Origin of the sequence: Paenibacillus yanchengensis (genome assembly GCF_042684845.1) — a bacterium.
Classification (GTDB): domain Bacteria; phylum Bacillota; class Bacilli; order Paenibacillales; family Paenibacillaceae; genus Pristimantibacillus; species Pristimantibacillus yanchengensis.
Window position 1 is genome coordinate 12,559 of sequence record NZ_JBHUMH010000010.1, and the last position, 16,314, is coordinate 28,872.

20 protein-coding genes are annotated in these 16,314 nt (G+C 38.9%); 7 read left to right on the plus strand and 13 right to left on the minus strand.

Features of this window, described 5'->3' with window-relative positions:
• Window positions 1–112 precede the first annotated feature (112 nt).
• The 4 genes from ACFSTH_RS02415 to ACFSTH_RS02430 all read right to left on the minus strand — a co-directional run bounded on the left by ACFSTH_RS02415 (window position 113) and on the right by ACFSTH_RS02430 (window position 2,260).
• Window positions 113–247 (minus strand): hypothetical protein, encoded by a 135-nt coding sequence (locus ACFSTH_RS02415; RefSeq protein WP_377769798.1) that lies wholly within the window; start codon window positions 245–247, stop codon window positions 113–115.
• A gap of 120 nt (window positions 248–367) precedes the next feature.
• Entirely contained in the window at window positions 368–1,120 is a 753-nt protein-coding gene (locus tag ACFSTH_RS02420) for an AAA family ATPase (protein WP_377769797.1), read from the minus strand.
• A 96-nt stretch (window positions 1,121–1,216) separates the two neighbouring features.
• Complete coding sequence (locus ACFSTH_RS02425; RefSeq protein ID WP_377769796.1) at window positions 1,217–1,345, minus strand: hypothetical protein; 129 nt, start codon at window positions 1,343–1,345, stop codon at window positions 1,217–1,219.
• A gap of 45 nt (window positions 1,346–1,390) precedes the next feature.
• A complete protein-coding gene (locus ACFSTH_RS02430; protein ID WP_377769795.1) occupies window positions 1,391–2,260 on the minus strand; it encodes a LysR substrate-binding domain-containing protein in 870 nt (289 codons plus the stop codon).
• Window positions 2,261–2,417: 157 nt separating this feature from the next.
• Here ACFSTH_RS02430 and ACFSTH_RS02435 point away from each other — a divergent pair, with 157 nt between their 5' ends.
• Window positions 2,418–3,017 carry a nitroreductase family protein gene (locus ACFSTH_RS02435; RefSeq protein ID WP_377769794.1) on the plus strand — a complete coding sequence of 200 codons (600 nt, stop codon included), beginning with the start codon at window positions 2,418–2,420 and terminating at the stop codon, window positions 3,015–3,017.
• Window positions 3,018–3,038: 21 nt separating this feature from the next.
• On the plus strand, window positions 3,039–3,983 hold the full coding sequence (locus ACFSTH_RS02440) for a DMT family transporter (RefSeq protein WP_377769793.1): 945 nt from the start codon (window positions 3,039–3,041) through the stop codon (window positions 3,981–3,983).
• Window positions 3,984–4,349: 366 nt separating this feature from the next.
• On the opposite strand, the gene ACFSTH_RS02445 is transcribed toward ACFSTH_RS02440, so the two are convergent.
• A complete protein-coding gene (locus ACFSTH_RS02445; RefSeq protein ID WP_377769792.1) occupies window positions 4,350–4,577 on the minus strand; it encodes a hypothetical protein in 228 nt (75 codons plus the stop codon).
• Window positions 4,578–4,950: 373 nt separating this feature from the next.
• Here ACFSTH_RS02445 and ACFSTH_RS02450 point away from each other — a divergent pair, with 373 nt between their 5' ends.
• From ACFSTH_RS02450 to ACFSTH_RS02460, 3 genes are read left to right on the plus strand one after another with little or no spacing between them, the layout of a single operon-like run.
• Window positions 4,951–6,084, plus strand: a complete 1,134-nt coding sequence (locus tag ACFSTH_RS02450) for an ABC transporter permease (protein ID WP_377769790.1) — start codon at window positions 4,951–4,953, stop codon at window positions 6,082–6,084.
• Window positions 6,085–6,094: 10 nt separating this feature from the next.
• Complete coding sequence (locus tag ACFSTH_RS02455) at window positions 6,095–7,315, plus strand: FtsX-like permease family protein (protein WP_377769789.1); 1,221 nt, start codon at window positions 6,095–6,097, stop codon at window positions 7,313–7,315.
• On the plus strand, window positions 7,316–8,008 hold the full coding sequence (locus ACFSTH_RS02460) for an ABC transporter ATP-binding protein (protein ID WP_377769788.1): 693 nt from the start codon (window positions 7,316–7,318) through the stop codon (window positions 8,006–8,008).
• A 410-nt stretch (window positions 8,009–8,418) separates the two neighbouring features.
• On the opposite strand, the gene ACFSTH_RS02465 is transcribed toward ACFSTH_RS02460, so the two are convergent.
• From ACFSTH_RS02465 to pdxR, 8 genes are all read right to left on the minus strand, one after another.
• Window positions 8,419–9,102, minus strand: coding sequence for a hypothetical protein (locus tag ACFSTH_RS02465; RefSeq protein WP_377769787.1), 684 nt, complete (start codon window positions 9,100–9,102; stop codon window positions 8,419–8,421).
• A gap of 189 nt (window positions 9,103–9,291) precedes the next feature.
• Window positions 9,292–9,681, minus strand: coding sequence for a DUF4303 domain-containing protein (locus tag ACFSTH_RS02470; protein WP_377769786.1), 390 nt, complete (start codon window positions 9,679–9,681; stop codon window positions 9,292–9,294).
• Entirely contained in the window at window positions 9,654–9,854 is a 201-nt protein-coding gene (locus ACFSTH_RS02475; protein WP_377769785.1) for a DUF4303 domain-containing protein, read from the minus strand. Before ACFSTH_RS02475 ends, ACFSTH_RS02470 begins: the two co-directional genes overlap by 28 nt.
• A 192-nt stretch (window positions 9,855–10,046) precedes the next feature.
• On the minus strand, window positions 10,047–10,505 hold the full coding sequence (locus ACFSTH_RS02480; protein WP_377769784.1) for an SMI1/KNR4 family protein: 459 nt from the start codon (window positions 10,503–10,505) through the stop codon (window positions 10,047–10,049).
• A 62-nt stretch (window positions 10,506–10,567) separates the two neighbouring features.
• Entirely contained in the window at window positions 10,568–11,134 is a 567-nt protein-coding gene (locus ACFSTH_RS02485; RefSeq protein ID WP_377769783.1) for a hypothetical protein, read from the minus strand.
• A 168-nt stretch (window positions 11,135–11,302) separates the two neighbouring features.
• On the minus strand, window positions 11,303–11,920 hold the full coding sequence (locus ACFSTH_RS02490) for a hypothetical protein (RefSeq protein ID WP_377769782.1): 618 nt from the start codon (window positions 11,918–11,920) through the stop codon (window positions 11,303–11,305).
• 129 nt (window positions 11,921–12,049) lie between these two features.
• On the minus strand, window positions 12,050–12,622 hold the full coding sequence (locus ACFSTH_RS02495) for a hypothetical protein (RefSeq protein WP_377769781.1): 573 nt from the start codon (window positions 12,620–12,622) through the stop codon (window positions 12,050–12,052).
• Between the two features lie 434 nt (window positions 12,623–13,056).
• Window positions 13,057–14,466, minus strand: coding sequence for a MocR-like pyridoxine biosynthesis transcription factor PdxR (pdxR, locus tag ACFSTH_RS02500; RefSeq protein WP_377769780.1), 1,410 nt, complete (start codon window positions 14,464–14,466; stop codon window positions 13,057–13,059).
• A 160-nt stretch (window positions 14,467–14,626) separates the two neighbouring features.
• On the opposite strand from pdxR, the gene ACFSTH_RS02505 reads away from it, so the two are divergent.
• Window positions 14,627–15,118: a GNAT family N-acetyltransferase gene (locus ACFSTH_RS02505; protein ID WP_377769779.1), complete on the plus strand. Its 492-nt coding sequence runs from the start codon at window positions 14,627–14,629 to the stop codon at window positions 15,116–15,118.
• Entirely contained in the window at window positions 15,090–16,139 is a 1,050-nt protein-coding gene (locus ACFSTH_RS02510) for an LLM class oxidoreductase (RefSeq protein ID WP_377769824.1), read from the plus strand. The genes ACFSTH_RS02505 and ACFSTH_RS02510 overlap by 29 nt, the downstream gene beginning before the upstream one ends.
• Window positions 16,140–16,314: the final 175 nt, after the last annotated feature.

Below are 16,314 nucleotides of genomic sequence, written 5' to 3' on the forward strand. Positions count from 1 at the left end.
TTGATATCTTCTACACTTTTTTGAAGGATCAGCCGGACACCAACCACGTACCAAATAACCATAATAGCAATACCTATAACCCATATTTAAATGAAGGTGCTACCTTATAACATTACATTACCGCCAATTCATCAAATACACCAAGTTCAAACGTAAGCACTGGGCGTCCTTCTTTCTCGGAAACAACGAACCGCATAATCAACTTTATTATTTCTTCTCGGTAATAGTCATTCGTTTTCCACTTCAATATCTATTAGTTCCGTTTGTTTCTCTTCCAACTGTTCAACGGCGGGAGTATTAATACGATCCTTTAATTTGTCGATTTGATCGAGAAGCTTCATTAATTAATTTCATCCATTTTTTTCCGTTAGGCTTCAAATAACTGGTTAAGCATCTTTTCCTTATTATTTATAAATTCTCTCATAATCACGTAATGATCTGTTTCCTCCAAAGAACTGATTTCTATACCATCTGGCTTCAGATTGTATATAATCGAATCCGGATATGCCATAAGAATTGGGGAATGAGTTGAAATAATAAACTGGGAGTTTTGTTGAACCAATTCATGTATTCGAGTAAGCATCGCCATTTGGCGCAGAGGAGACAATGCGGCTTCGGGTTCATCCAAAATATATAATCCTTTGCCCCCAAAACGATGCACGAATGCAGAGAAAAACGACTCACCGTGTGACTGCTCATGTAATGACTTCCCACCATAAGATTCTTTAAGTGGAGGACCAAATGAAAATTGGCTATCGAGATCGTCCATATTTGTAGCAAGATTGTAATAACTTTCGGCTCTAAAAAAGAAACCATCTTTGGGACGATGCGGACCTTTTATCAATTGAATGTATTCATATAAGTTAGAATGTGTAGATCGAGTCGAAAAGGAAAAGTTTATCGTACCACCCTCAGGATTAAATCCCCATGCTACAGCAATTGACTCCATTAAAGTCGATTTTCCCATCCCATTTTCGCCAACGATATACGTTACTTTAGGGTGTAAATCAAGCTGATTGAGGCTTTTAATTACACCTAAGTTAAATGGATAGGAATTATAAGAGGGGATTAACGTTCTCTTAAGCTGAATTTGCCTTAAGTAGGAGTTATGAAAATTCATTTCTTAACACTCCAGTTCAATCTTATTTTACTAAGGATATTGTTTCTTTTTCAATTTTAACATAAAGAAAAACGCTTATAATAATCACATAATAAATCATAACGGAGAACTGCACAGAACTCCCGTTAGTTTAGCGCTCTTGCTTGAAGTAATGTTTCCTTTGTAAATGTGCATCGCAATTGCTGGCAACTCCTCGAACTTCCCGATATCTTTCAGAATAATCATCCATCTTCCCCTCCAGTTTTATAGAAGTAAATCAGTGCTCTACTTCTAAAATCGTTCTATAACTCTTTTCATGAAACCTTCAGCTGCTTTACTCAAATATTTGTCATTACGATAGAAGATATCAAGTTCTCTTGTTGGTGCGTTTTCAATTGGTATTGATCGAATACCTAGCGATTGGAAGTTTTCGATAAGTTGGCTAGGTTGAATAGTAGCACCAATGTCTTTTTGAACGAGTTGAAATAATGATGTAGCCGAGCCGGTTTCCATCACACTATTAATCGTTATTCCTTGTCTAGCACACCATTTATCGACTAAGTCACGACCACATTTCCCTTGAGGATACATGACAAGTGGTACATCTACCAACTCTTCTGGTTTGATGTTCTTCCTCTGAGATAAGTCATGATTTTCATTCACAAATAGACTGTACCTCTCCGTATAGAATGGAATACGCTCTAAATGAGGCTCTGCTTCTACCTTTAAGCCAATGCCAATATCAACTTCATTACCTAATACTTTTTTTAAACATTCTATTGTCGGAAACACTTGCACTTTCGTATTCGGGAATTCCTTTCGAAAATCAATTAAAATCTCGGTTAAGCGATAATCAAGATCCGAAGGCAATATTGCGATGCGCAAATGTCCCTTGTTTAAATCTATCAAATCAGAGATAGCTTTTTTGGCATTTTCTAGGTCCTGAATAACTTGTAGAGCATAGTGCTCAAGTAACTCACCAGCTTCCGTTTTCACTGTTTTTTTGCCGATTCGATCGAACAATGGTACCCCAATTTCCCCCTCTAGAACACGTATCTGCTGACTTAACGTCGGTTGAGAAATCCCCAATTTAAAAGCAGCTTCCGAAAAATGTAACTCTTTACATAGCATGAGGAAATATTTTAATTGTCTAATCTCCATATCAACTTCTCCTTTTTAATAGCCAATAACTATTGTTTGTATAGAAAAAATAGTATTGAACTATTATACATCAAATTTTACAATGAACGTATAAAGAAAGAAAGGAACTTAGGTAGGATATTGTGATGAGAAATTATCTGAAAAGGAGATTTTAAATATGAAGAACAGATATATTGAATGGATGGAAAAGAGGCGTTCCACTTACGCCCTAGGAAAAAATTTGGAACAGACGGAAGAAATACTTCAATACACTATTATGGAGGCAATAAAGCATAGTCCAACTGCTTTTAACTCACAAACTTCACGAGCAGTGATTTTATTTAACGAACATCATAATAAATTATGGAACCTAGTCGAAGAAAAGCTACGCTCCATTGTTCCAGCAGAAAATTTTGCCCGAACAGAAGAAAAAATAGAATCTTTCCGTGCAGGTTTCGCTTCCATTTTATTTTTTGAAGACCAAGACGTCATCCAACAGTATCAAGATCAATTCTTTCAATACGCAGAACAGTTCCCTATCTGGTCTGAACAAGCAACCGGAATTGCGCAGCATTCTGTATGGATGGCATTAGCACAAGAAAAAATAGGTGCCTCCCTTCAACACTACAATCCACTTATCGATCAAAATGTGAAAGAGGTATGGGGAATTCCGGATTATTGGAAATTAACTGCACAAATGCCATTTGGAAGTATTGAAGCAGTGCCAAGTGAAAAAGAATTTATGGCAAATGAAGAGCGCTTTAAAGTGTTTCGCTAATAAAGAATTGGAGTCGTAAAAATGTCTAAAAAAACAAAAGCTTATTTCGCTGCAACCATGTATGCACTCATCATCGGCTTTTCATTTATGTTCGTAAAACTGAGCCTTGTTGCCGCTTCACCGCTTGATACACTGGCACACCGCTTTTCTATAGCTTTTATCATCGCTACTGCTATTATTGTCTTGAAAAAGATTCGCTTAAATGTGACAAAGAAGGACGTATGGCGGATTGTTCCGTTAGCTTTGGTTTATCCTACTTTGTTTTTCACATTCCAAACGTTTGGCCTAGTCTACACTTCTTCTTCAGAAGCTGGTATTATTCTAGCTACTGTACCAATTTTCACACTGATTCTAGCAGCAATATATTTGAAAGAACATACAGTTCCATTACAAAAGGCATCGATTTTATTATCGGTCTCAGGTGTTATTTTCATTTTTGTTATGAATGGAGCAGATGCAGGTTCACAAAATGTAAAAGGAATTGTCCTTATGTTACTGTCAGCCCTTACTGGTGCTTACAATACCGTTTTAGCACGTAAACTTGTGCAACATTACTCATTTTTCACGATAACTTACGTTATGACGTTCTTCGGCTTTATCTTTTTTAACATGATAGCTATTGGTAATCATATGATAACGAATACGATGCATCAATTCATCGAACCATTTTCAAGCGGAACGTTTATCATCGCTATTGTTTATCTTGGAGCACTATCATCTTTAGGAACTTCCTTTTTCTCAAATTATGCACTTTCGCAAATTGAAGCGTCAAAAATGAGTGTCTTTAATAATTTAGCTACATTAATTACGATTATTGCCGGTGTCCTTTTCTTAAACGAAACGATACAATCCTATCATATTTTCGGTACCATCATTATTCTCCTAGGTGTTTTAGGATCAAACTATAACGCTAAGCAAAAAAGGAAAAGAGCCTATGCTATTCCTAGACAAGCAAATGAGGAATAATAATGATGATTATTAAATATGGCTTATTACCATAACTTAGGATAGAACTTATAGCAATTTAAGAATTTTACAATTCACTATAGTATAAAAGCGAAAACTCACGTATCGTAATTGTTGCCGAGACAAATCACGTTAGGAGTTTTCGCTTTGTGTTATCATTCTATTAATTTACTTTACAATTACCTTTTTAATATGTTTATCAGAACCATGTTTCCAAAAGTTTGGATGTCTCTTACATAATCATAACCTGCTGGATTTCGCTCGGTTTGATTCACATTCGTACTGCCACTACATTAAATTCAAGTATAACTAATACAGCATTTCCAAAAATGCCAAGTGATTGGAAAGCCCCCTTGGGAAGCTCCCCTAGTTCTGACATATTGCGATGTCTATCCTGTACCCACCAAAAGAAACCATTGCGGGCAAGGTTTCGTTAACCCAAACTAAGTTTTCATTATTTTCTTTTCTCCAACCTGTTTCTGAGAAGCCATACGGCGCTAGAACCTTTTCTTCAATAATCGCAGCAAGGGGGCGACCAAATACTTTTTGAACAATCCTCATAAGCAAGTTGAATTGACCCAAGACATATATCATATTAGTGACCCACCCCAAGGCCCCCTTTTCCGAGTTTTTATTTTTATTCTTTTATTGTCGGAGAAATGTTCTTTTTATTGTTCTACCAAATATTCCACAGGTGATTGTAATACTACTTTAAAAAAGGTTGAATTTTACAATTTAGTGAGTTATTATACTACCATTACCGAATTTAGTAATAATAAGGACTGTTTCTTAAATTAGCATATTTTAACATAAAGTAGTTTATCAAACCTCATATTCAAGTGACAATTACTAATTCATAGGGAACTATAATCTACAAATGAAATTATTTTGTGTACCATCAAGAAACAAGTAAAGGTCTAAAAGAGGTTATATTAGCAAAGAGATACAGTGTAAAGGTGGAATAATCATGTATCAGTTTATTTTTCGGCAATGGAAAAATAGAAAGGCAACAATTCTATTAATTGTTATTGGCTTTTTTATTGGTAGTTTAGTAATGTCACTTGGGACAAGCGCATCAGTGGAATCAATAGTATATATCAATGATCAAAGAGCTGGAAATCCTGAACAGCAATTAGATATATTTTTATCACAAGATGATGAATGGAATCAAAGAGATGTTGAAGATACAGTAGAAAGATTAAGTGAATTTGGAGAAATACAACTTCTTAGTATGGGAAGTCGAAAGCTCGATCAATATAATGACAGCTTTCCAATCGTTCCAGTGTTATTTCATCAGGATCCAAGCTGGCATATACCTTTAGTAGAGGGGAAGTACTTTTCAACAGAAGACATGGGGGGAAATAAATCAATTATCATCGGGAAAAGTATTGCGGATAAGCATAAGATTAATTTAGGCGATAGAGTAGTCATTGAGGGTGAAAAATTTCACGTAATTGGTATTGGCGGGCGTTCGTCGAGAGAAACTTCATGGGAGCATGCTATATATATGCCTTGGAAAGATTATCTGGATATATATGATGATTTTTTTCTTGAAGAAAACAAGCTTCATACTGTTAGCATTCGTTTAAAAAGTGGAAAAGACCTATTTATGCAAAACAGCAAGGGGCTTATAGAGACAGCGAACCAGAATGGGATCAAATTAGTTTACGAGAATGTGAATGATGTAGATAATAGTTCCTTGCGAAATACACTTATTATCACTATAGTAGCCACAATACTTATCTATACGATAGCAATTATCAACATTATTCATTTAATGCTGTATTGGTTATTAGAGCGAAAAAGAGAAATTGGTATTATGAAAGCTTTAGGAGCGAACAACGGCTATATTGCCAAAACAGTTCTGCTTGAAGTCTTAATCATGTCTATCATTGGTGGCTTACTAGCGATCTTAGTACAATATCTTGCAATGCTATTTTTATCTAATTCTTCAATTGGAAAAGAGATTACCTTTCAAGTAACATGGTTAAATTTATTCTCTGCACTTGGTGTGTCTTTATTTTTCGGAATGATTTCGGCAATAGTTCCTGCGTTGAAAGCTATGCGTTTTGAGCCAATCAGTGCAATTAATCGTACGTGAGGTGTTATATTTGATAAGACTTATCTACCAATCAATGATCAATAAGAAAAGTAAATTTTTATTGCTGATGGTACAGTTTACAATTGGTTTTGCTGCGTTAATATTTGGATTAACCTCTATTTTTAATCTGCTACAATATAAAAAAAGTGTTGAAGCGTTGGTACCCTTAGATACAGTTCATGCTTATATTAATATAGATATTGGTTTAGCAGAAAAAAATTTAGATATGCTTAATGAATATAGCAATGTTTTCAAACAACTAAAGGAAAAGAATCTAGTTGAAAAACTAGGTTTGTTTGAGACTATGTATGTTTATGACAGTCCCAATCAACAAGAAATAAAGAAAGAATCACGTTTATATATTCTAAACAACGACAGTATTGAAATGTCGAAACTTACTTTGCAGGAAGGAACAATAAAACCATTAGAAACTAATTTGCATTCTTCTAAAAATATACCTGTTGTTGTTAGTTCTGCACTGAAAGATCAATATAAAGTAGGAAAAACTTATCAACTATATTATATAAATGGACAGACACAAAAGTATGAAAAGATAGAAATTAAGGTTGTTGGAATACTGGCATCTTCTGTACTTTTTTGGCCTGGGAATTCAACTTATATTAGTGAAAATATTATAAACAATAAAGAGTTTATCTTAGCTCCCCAATTTAAGGAGTTTGAATTAGCTATGTCATTTGCATACAACTCGTTAATTCAATTGCCAGAGCACGAAACAAGAGAAGAGAACTTGAAGCAAATTAAATCGGTGTTTGATCATAACGGGTTGGATTTACAATATACTACATTGCAGGATGAAATAGACTCCTATAATGAAGGTAGAAAAGTAGTTATTATAAGTACAACAACTTTCGCTGCCATTCTTTTATTACTATCGTTGTTAGGAAGTATCGGTGCTATTTTAACTAGTATATCTACAAGGTACAAAGATTTTGGCATTTACTATTCATTAGGATTTACAAAAAACAATATGATTCGTTTAGTATTCGGGGAAATAATCATTGTTTTTGGGGTTTCCTTCATTTTAGCTATAGTTATTTGTAAAATTCTGTTTGCAACCCTTTTAGTTAATGAAGCACTCATAATGAATTCATCTGTTATTGCTATTGCATTCGTCATTATGATTATTTGCATTATGCTATCTACAATCATGCCTTTTATAAAACTAAAGAAGATAGAACCAATTGATTTGATTAAAGGAGTGAATAAGTAGATGAGCTATATTGAGCTAAATGGAATTAATAAATATTTTGAAGTAGCAGAAAGAATAAATGTCTTAAAAGACATATCCCTACGCATACATCATGGTGAAATGATTGCCATTATGGGTCCATCTGGATCGGGGAAATCTACATTACTTAATATTCTGGGACTACTAGACCGACCGTCACTTGGTACATATTTCTTGGATGATAAAGATATGAGCTTATTAAAAGAGAAAGAGAGAGCTTTCACCAGAAACAAGAACATTGGGTTTGTATTTCAAAACTTCAACTTAATCAATGAGTTATCTGCGTTGGAGAATGTTAAGATAAATCTACAATTTTATAACTTGTATAGCAAGAAAAAAGTAACTCATAAAGAGGCATTACAAAGAAGCAAAGATGCATTAATATCTGTAGGCTTAGAAGACCACATGTATAAACGACCGTTACAGCTTTCTGGGGGACAGCAACAAAGAGTAGCAATTGCTCGTGCGATAGTGAATAATCCATCATTTATTTTGGCAGATGAACCAACAGGAGCACTCGACTCAAATACAACTGAAGAAATTATGCAGGTATTAAAAAGATTAAATCAACATGGAAACACAATTATTATTGTGACACATAATACAGATGTAGCAAATCAATGTAATCGTATTATTGAATTAAAGGATGGAGAAATAGTTGCAGATGGAGCATAGCTAGTACGTCAATAAGAGAGCCATCCCAATTTGAGATATCCCTCAGGAACAATATACCTTAAGATTGTGGAGCTTTTCTTTAAGGGCAACTAGGAACCACTCGTCAATAATGAGAAGCCTGATCTTCCTGTACTGGATTATGACCTTCTTATATGATCCTTCATCATAAAGCCGGGGATGGAAGTAGATCCGGTACAACGATGACGGCGTGCGTAATTGGGATGCCTACCTTGTGTTTGATATATTCATAGGGACACTGTAATGCATATTGCCCACATCTATTTCGTTACTTATGACACGGTTCTCCTCTCTGTCTGTAACGGTAAGTTTTATTAAAAAAACGGGGCACCTAATCCGGCGCGTCCGTTTTTTTATATTGGTATTCGACTCAAAATTCCATATGCCAAAATCTACTGAATGCCGAGACTAGAAATAATTCTGTCGTATTCCTTCAAATCATCATCCTGGTACCGAGTCTTATCAACAAAGAACATTATAGTTGCAAAATTGGAATCCTTTTGGATAAAGAGCAACTTGCCTACCGCATCACTTGTCTCGTATGTAATCTCCTTGGCTTCTGCTCCAGCGACCTTTGTGTTCATCTGCTGGGTCACTTTGAGATACTTAAATGTACTTTTCAATTCCTGCTTGACATACTTATCCAAACTTAAGCCTTTCTCTGACTCTAAATAGAAGTCCACTCCCATATAATAGTTACTGTACATCTTTTGACTTTCAGTCATTATCGAGGGTTTCCAATTGCCGTTAACAACAATATGGAAGAAGTTTTTGGTGACCCGATCAGACACATTTAAGTACATAGGACCGCCGATGATTAGTTTATTTGTTTTTTTGTCAAAAACAAGCTTCGAAGTTAGACCAAAATAATCAGAAACACTTTTAGCTGGCAAATATAAACTTCCATTATACTGTAACGCTTTGACACCATCCATCTCCTGCCCGTTCAATTCCACTTTGAGTGAAGAATTAAAAAGTGCCTTTACTTCCTTCCAAGCAGATCCTGCCCATGCTCCAGTTGCGTTGCCAAGCAAGAACACTGCCACAATTAATCCTATCCAATATTTCTTGTTCATTTGTCTTCCCCCCTATTATTAAATAACACCCAATTCTACTATATATTGTTTTATAAATGAAATTTTAAGATAACGTCGCACGTGACTAAATGGATAAAAAGTCTCCATACCTCAACTCTGTCACTTCACTATGGATCGTCTTTTCTCGTGCTAATAGTAGACGGTCAGAGTTCCCGATAGCGAATGCTTCTACTCCGCTGCTTCTGCCAAGCACATTTGCATAGCCGGTGATTCCGCCCGATTCAAACGAAGGGCGATTTCGGTATTGATCTCATCCGGCGGCATGACTTCGACAAGGACGCATATCGACTCTCGCGGCTGATTCGAAGAAAACACGCCTTCATGATCGAGTATTTTCGTCTCCAGCTCCATGGCCTTTAGCCTCAAATCAAACTCGCGATTTCCTTCGTCATTCTCAAGATCCGCTATGAAAGGACGCTCCATAAATCGTTGTTTAACGTGATCAAAGTTCTCATCCCCGAAACAACAATAGGGCGAATCGGCGTAGAACCATTTGATGAGTTGCGCAATCGTCGATTCCGATGTGTCACTCACTTCTCCTTGCCTAGTCGATTCCATCTCCAAAGCTTCCCACGACCAGGTTCGGAGATGCTTGGCGCATGTCCCTCTCCAGTAGTATATAGCGTACAGTAATAGTAACGTTCACCATTTTCAAAAAGAGTGCGAAATGACGTTCTGGCAGCATCGGCGATCTCTATCGCCATCGTCTCTATTTCTTGCATCGGCTTCATAACAATAGCCCTCCTTTCCGTTAGTCGATTTGCACAACGCGATTATCGATCAAAGCCCACTTTTCTACTTTTTGCACGTTTGTAAATCCTCCTATAATCTGTTGAACCTACGGATCAGCTTAACTAACGGGTCTATCGCCGAAAAATTTGCCGCAGGGCATAGCTTCCAACCTACTCATCATTTATTCTTATTTAAGAGCGCTCGTCAATCAGCCGTTCTAGAAACTCTGCAAACGTTGAAGCATACTTGTCGATCAAATCATTCATGAGATCATAACACATGATCAGAAATTCTCCCTGTTTATCTCTAGTAGACGTATCGAAAAAATAAAGCTCGTCGCTATCCGGCACGAACAAGTCCAATCTGTGGGGAAAGCGGCATACCCACCATTCCTCGGCTTTATTCAGTCTGTGTATGTAAAGAAGGTCGCCGTCGTAATACTCTCTGTGTTCCGGAGCATCAATCGTTAGAATATACCCGCCACTCAACTGGGCATTACCGTAATGCACCAGCCACCAGCGATAGGATGGCGGCAGGCGGAATCCTAATTCCTCTTCGACTTCCGCTATCCAGCTCTCTTCCGCACCATGACCAGGAAACCATTTTAAAGCGGAAGTCGTTTTCAGTTTTTCTGCCAAACGTTCATACATAAGTTCGATCCTCTCTCCCTATACATGGGTTTATTGTAAGTTTTGAATGTATCTCCTGCCTTCTACAAAAGATATGGCGGCGCTTTTCCTACTATAATGTTGTCAGGATGAACGTCAGTTGGCCCATAGTCATTCATGCGGAGAAGGATATACTCAATTTCTTCTAATGGCATTTGCAATTTTCGGCTGACTTCATAAAGTTCCATGTCTTGCGAAAGAAGTTTTCGTGCTTGATTTATCTTTCCATTTAGCCAATTGTTTTCAAGCATCCATTTTCTCACCAGGTCCATTAGTTGATTTTGCGTTTCCTTATCCGCATGCTTACTATATTTAGCAACTGACTCTGACAGGTACTTACAAAGGTGAATACCTAATACCTCGCGTTGCTCATGCTTGGATATCCGTTGGTACTGCTCATAACTTATACTAATATCTAATTCGAGTGTATGATCCCTGCTATCAAAACGTCTGAATGTTTTCCGACCATAACTTTCTGGTAAAACACGCAATACAAAAAAGATATCATAGGGAAACTTCCATGTATTTGCTAACTCCTCTAATGGCAACAGTTCATCTCTCAATTGACCCACACACGTTCCATGTGTATCCAGAGTAAAAACTAGTTTCATGCATACCTCCCTCTCCCATACTTAGGAGCACCCAGATCATCTGTTATTCTCTAAAATTGCTTGGCACCCTTTCGACAAGAGCCACTTCTCTATAACGACAAACGCCTGTTGTGCATCCTGTTCATAGAAGACGACGACCTCTTGCTGGTAGGCATAATTCAATCGTACTTAGCCACCTAGTTGCCTGTAGAACAGGAAACAAGCATATCGGGTCTCAATGAACAAATCTGGTGGAAAATCCGCTCCGCACATTCCGGCAAGATCAGGCAGTGAAAGCTGGTCCTGCCCTTGTGGCAATCGAAAAAAAAGATGGCTCCGAGTGCCCGTCCACGGTTCATAATAGACGGCTTCCTCTTGACTAATTCCATACACCTGACGATATATTTCATCCAGCACCAAGGCGTACATCCCTTCGTCTTCCTGCTCCCGTGCCTGCAGGGAAATCGCCTTTACGTGCTCCGCATGCCGAGGTAGCCAGAGCAGCCCAGCCGTCTGGGGATGTACGGCTAGAAAATCACCGTCCACCGTTGTACCTATAACGATACACTCGCCGATCTGTTGCTCAGTAATGGGGCTGCCTTCGTCATGCTCCCATAACCCGTACTCAGCAAAAGGTTTAAGCACCTCCGTATCCGGAAACTGGACATTCAACCACCCTCTATAAGTACCTTCGCCGAATCGCCGCAAAAACCGGAGGTAGCCCGGTGGATAAACAGTGGCGTCTTCCTTCGTAAGTGCTTGGTTTTGGCTATCAGACAACAGTTTTGGCCTAGATACGATGTACATAAATACTCCTCCTATTACCAAAATGATTTTCTTTTATATGCATTAGCCAATTGGAGTAAATACCTTTAAAATATTGCAGGTTGAGTCTTTTCATCCCCAATGCTTCGGTATTATATAGCTCATGTATTTTCAAAATACGTATTTACTAAATCGTTTTCTGAGAGATTCTTCGTGCGGTATCCACTCCGAATCACTCCATAAAGACATTCTTACGAGTTCCGACAGCTTATCTACGGCTTGTTCCGGACTCGTAACGCTAATGAAGTCGTCAAAATCCTCATTATGGATATCCAACGCTTTTCGCAGGTAGTCATCATTAAGACGCTCTTCTTTGAGTTGTTCATATTCATCCCTCGTCCACTGTTCACAAAAGATTCTTTCAGCCCAAATGTCTCCATTCTCGAAAAACGACAACTCCAATATTTCCTCATTCATATATCCGACGGTCATCACTGGCTCCTCGATCAGTCGGGACAACGTTTTGCCGATCTTCTTCACTGTACCCCATACAAAATAATCGTGGAGTACACTGATCCAGTTCTCGTTACTTTTGCTTACGTACATGATAACTTTGATCTCTTGAGCCTCATTATTTGGATGGCCTAATAGTTTGCCATGCGCTTCGCTTAGCGCTCTTAATGCTTCGACAGTCTTCTCAAGATTTTTGGACTTGATATGCAAATTTGCGAATGATCTTCCCACAAGATAGCCTCCTCTAGTCGTTTTCTTACTCATAATGATGTTTGTTTATATTCTATAAGTCGATTTTATGTATGTCTCTTATTTTCATTATAGTGATCGTTTATCTTGAGTCTACCTATTTTCACCTGAATTTTGGAAATGACCTTTGCAGGAAGAGATATAGCCTTGTACGTTCAGCACAATCTCCAGCTCCTTACCTACGCACTTCGCTTCCTCATTAAAATAAAAGAGAGTGTCCCTCCGTCATTTTATGACTTTTGGAGCGCCCTTTGTCGAACTATTCCACATCCCCTACAACACTTTCCAACTTTTCACACCAAAATTTTTCGCCGTCACTTATGATATGGTTCTCCTTATCATCATATTTTTTAAAATAAATTCCTTTAGTGATATTTATACGCTTCACTAAAAATCTAATCTTAACGTAATACTAATTAAAACCAAGCGCGGTGCAGAGCATGAACCCCTTTTACAATATCCTCAATACGCAACCCGCCAAAGCCGATTAGAACCATCGATGTTTCGACTTGGGATGACTGCGCCCAAAAGGGGGACACGGCGTAAACCCTCACTCCTGCTTGCTCTGCAGCCTGAATTAGTTCAGCCTCATCCATCCCGTTAAGTACACACAATAAAACATGAAGTCCAGCATCCTGGCCGATCACGATAGTCTGTTCACCCATCAACTCCCGAATTGTTCCAATCAGCACGGATTGCTTTTTATGATATACATTGCGCATCTTACGAATGTGGGCTTCCCAATGCCCATTTTTCATAAATAACTCCAGTGTATTTTGATGAAGCTGGGACACCGTTTGATCGTAAAGTCGATAGTTTTGTTTATTATAAATCTCCAGTAAAGCTGGAGGCAACACCATATAGGCAATACGTAGAGATGGAAGAAGACATTTGGAGAAAGTTCCTAGATAGACGGTACGATGATGGCTATCCAAACTCTGCAAAGAAGGGATTGGTTTGCCGACATACCGGAACTCGCTGTCATAATCATCTTCAATAATAATGCCGTCTTGTTCTTCTGCCCACTTCAATAATTGCATTCTTTTGGCGAACGGCATGACCATCCCGTATGGAAACTGATGAGAGGGGGTAATATAGACAATTCTGGACCTACTCTCATATAACTGGTGAATATTAAGCCCATCCTTATCCAGCTGAATAGGGATTACGTTGAATCCATAATGTTGGAAAATGGTTCTAGCCCCATCATAGCCTGGTTCCTCCATTCCAATGCTATTGCCTCTTGCACCCACTAATCCGGATAGCACACCAAGCAGATATTGAATGCCTGCTCCAATCATAATTTGATTAGGCGAGCAGTTTACTCCTCTCGAGTCGTACAAATACCTAGCAATTTCAATACGCAGTTCATATTCTCCCTGAGGATCGCCATAAGAGAACAACTCAGCTTGTTTCCGTTGTAAGCATTGATTAGATAACTTACGCCAAGTAGTAAGCGGAAAGTGTTCGACATCCACGTCACCATATCGAAAATCATATGGAACCTTAGTACTGTCCTGCTTGCTTATTTCTAAGGGCTTTCTACTTTCTGAAAACGGCGCAGGCAATTTTTCCAGTTCCAATTCAATGACAAATATTCCGCTCCTTGGTCTGCTTTGAACATAGCCTTCCGCTATCAACTGGTGATAAGCCAATTCTACCGTATTGCGGCTAATATGGAGATGGGATGAAAGCGCACGGATGGAAGGCAATCGTGTCTTTGCAGCTAACTTGCCTCTTATAATATCTTTTTTGATATGTTGATACAGCTGTAAATATAACGGTTCTCCGGACTCTTTCTCCAGTAGCAGCGTCATATCAATCATGATAGCCCTCCTCATTATCAAATCTGACCCCATAATATTATTAAGAGTTGTCTCTACCATTGGGGTCAATTAGCGATTACAATTATATCACTTCCAGAGGAATGCGCGAATATGAACATCATTGCGTCTGGATGATTACATTCGAATAAGGAGGAACCATATGGCTGATTATGTGATAAGAACTGCAGAGCGACAGGATATCCATTCGCTCAGCTTGCTTATGCAGGAGTATATCGTCGATTTCTACAAAAGTCCCCAACCGACGGATGAGAGCATACTTGACCTTATTCAGATGCTGCTTCGAGGAGAGGAAGGCATTCAATTCGTTGCCAAACAGAATGGCAGGCTCGTAGGATTTGCAACACTTTATTTCACCTACTCCACAAACAAAGCTCATAAAATCGTGATTATGAACGACTTGTATGTTGTAGAAGATATGCGTAGTGAAGGAATCGGAACCGGTTTGTTTGAAGCTTGCAATTTATACCGAAACACAAATGATTATGCATCTATGGTTTGGGAGACGGCAAGCAGTAATGAGCGAGCGCAAACGTTTTATATGAAAATGGGTGCAACGCAAGAAGACTGGATCACATATTGTTTAGGAGCTGAATCAATTGGACATGAATCTAAGACACATGGAACAACCTGAGAAACGAGAAATACCAACTGCAACAAAGGAAAAGTTTATGGAACATCCCGGTTTTCGCCGTATGTTTGCTCCCGATAAATTGACGATCGGTATATTCTTACCGTTAAGATTTTATGATGGTCATATGGATATCCTGAAGGGACAGGCCGATATCGTGGAAATGATTGACCAACGGAACTTCTCTGCTGTTTGGGTGCGAGATGTGCCGCTGCTTGATCCTGGCTTCGGGGATGCTGGACAACTTTTCGATCCGTTCACCTATTTGGCCTACCTTGCTGCAAGAACTAAAAATGTATCTTTAGCAACGGGCAGTGCAATTTTCACACTTCGCCATCCCGTTGATTTGGCGAAATCGGCGTCATCGATTGATGTACTTTCTGGCGGGCGACTTGTCATGGGGATTGCCTCAGGTGATCGGCCCATAGAATTTCCGGCTTATGGGATCAATGCTGAGCATCGTGATGTACGATTTCGAGAATCGATTGCGTTCTTTCGCAACCTCATTCAACATCGGCGACCATCCATTCAATCGCTCCTTGGACAGCTTGAAGGAGTAGAATTGCTTCCCAAGCCTGCAACCGGGGATATTCCACTCATTGTAACAGGATCAAGCCAGCAATCCCTCGACTGGACTGCAGAGCACAGTGACGGCTGGCTCACTTATCCAGGTTCGACAGCAGACGGCTCCGGACCTCAAAGGCTTGCGCAAAAGATAAGTGCTTGGCGTGAAAAAATACCCGGCGGGGTGTTCAAGCCGCATATGACCAATGAGTGGATTGACCTTGTGGAAGATGTCAATTACCCTAGAACTCCGCTCCGCGGCGGTTATATTTTGCGTACTGGACGAGCAGGTCTGATCCAGCTTTTGGAGGAGTGGCAAGCGGCTGGCGTCAATCATGCTGCACTTGGCATTCAATTTGGGAATCGGCCTCCTGTCGAAGTAATTCAAGAATTGGCTGAGGAAGTGCTACCACTCTTTCCTACGCATGCCGGACCAGATCCTCTGTACTCCAGATGGTAGAAGATGAATACTTCTTAACTAAAATTTAATGGTCAACGTCTACGCAGATGGTTTGTATATTGTAAGCGAGCGCGATATAAATGGAAGATGGATGTTATCCTTCTTCTCAGATTGTAGAGAAACCCACGTTTTTTTCGAAACGTGGGTTTTCAAATAATAATCAAATCGTTCCGTC

Excerpts from the sequence above, each read along its gene's own strand:
- ACFSTH_RS02445 (WP_377769792.1), bottom strand. The coding sequence starts at position 4,577 with ATGATATATGTCTTGGGTCAATTCAACTTGCTTATGAGGATTGTTCAA.
- ACFSTH_RS02465 (WP_377769787.1), bottom strand. The coding sequence starts at position 9,102 with ATGAACAAGAAATATTGGATAGGATTAATTGTGGCAGTGTTCTTGCTT.
- ACFSTH_RS02510 (WP_377769824.1), top strand. The coding sequence starts at position 15,090 with ATGAATCTAAGACACATGGAACAACCTGAGAAACGAGAAATACCAACT.
- ACFSTH_RS02490 (WP_377769782.1), bottom strand. The coding sequence starts at position 11,920 with ATGTACATCGTATCTAGGCCAAAACTGTTGTCTGATAGCCAAAACCAA.
- ACFSTH_RS02425 (WP_377769796.1), bottom strand. The coding sequence starts at position 1,345 with ATGATTATTCTGAAAGATATCGGGAAGTTCGAGGAGTTGCCAGCAATT.
- ACFSTH_RS02460 (WP_377769788.1), top strand. The coding sequence starts at position 7,316 with ATGAGCTATATTGAGCTAAATGGAATTAATAAATATTTTGAAGTAGCA.
- ACFSTH_RS02505 (WP_377769779.1), top strand. The coding sequence starts at position 14,627 with ATGGCTGATTATGTGATAAGAACTGCAGAGCGACAGGATATCCATTCG.
- ACFSTH_RS02435 (WP_377769794.1), top strand. The coding sequence starts at position 2,418 with ATGAAGAACAGATATATTGAATGGATGGAAAAGAGGCGTTCCACTTAC.
- ACFSTH_RS02475 (WP_377769785.1), bottom strand. The coding sequence starts at position 9,854 with ATGAAGCCGATGCAAGAAATAGAGACGATGGCGATAGAGATCGCCGAT.
- ACFSTH_RS02430 (WP_377769795.1), bottom strand. The coding sequence starts at position 2,260 with ATGGAGATTAGACAATTAAAATATTTCCTCATGCTATGTAAAGAGTTA.
- ACFSTH_RS02440 (WP_377769793.1), top strand. The coding sequence starts at position 3,039 with ATGTCTAAAAAAACAAAAGCTTATTTCGCTGCAACCATGTATGCACTC.
- ACFSTH_RS02420 (WP_377769797.1), bottom strand. The coding sequence starts at position 1,120 with ATGAATTTTCATAACTCCTACTTAAGGCAAATTCAGCTTAAGAGAACG.
- ACFSTH_RS02485 (WP_377769783.1), bottom strand. The coding sequence starts at position 11,134 with ATGAAACTAGTTTTTACTCTGGATACACATGGAACGTGTGTGGGTCAA.
- ACFSTH_RS02470 (WP_377769786.1), bottom strand. The coding sequence starts at position 9,681 with ATGGAATCGACTAGGCAAGGAGAAGTGAGTGACACATCGGAATCGACG.
- ACFSTH_RS02450 (WP_377769790.1), top strand. The coding sequence starts at position 4,951 with ATGTATCAGTTTATTTTTCGGCAATGGAAAAATAGAAAGGCAACAATT.
- ACFSTH_RS02480 (WP_377769784.1), bottom strand. The coding sequence starts at position 10,505 with ATGTATGAACGTTTGGCAGAAAAACTGAAAACGACTTCCGCTTTAAAA.
- pdxR (WP_377769780.1), bottom strand. The coding sequence starts at position 14,466 with ATGATTGATATGACGCTGCTACTGGAGAAAGAGTCCGGAGAACCGTTA.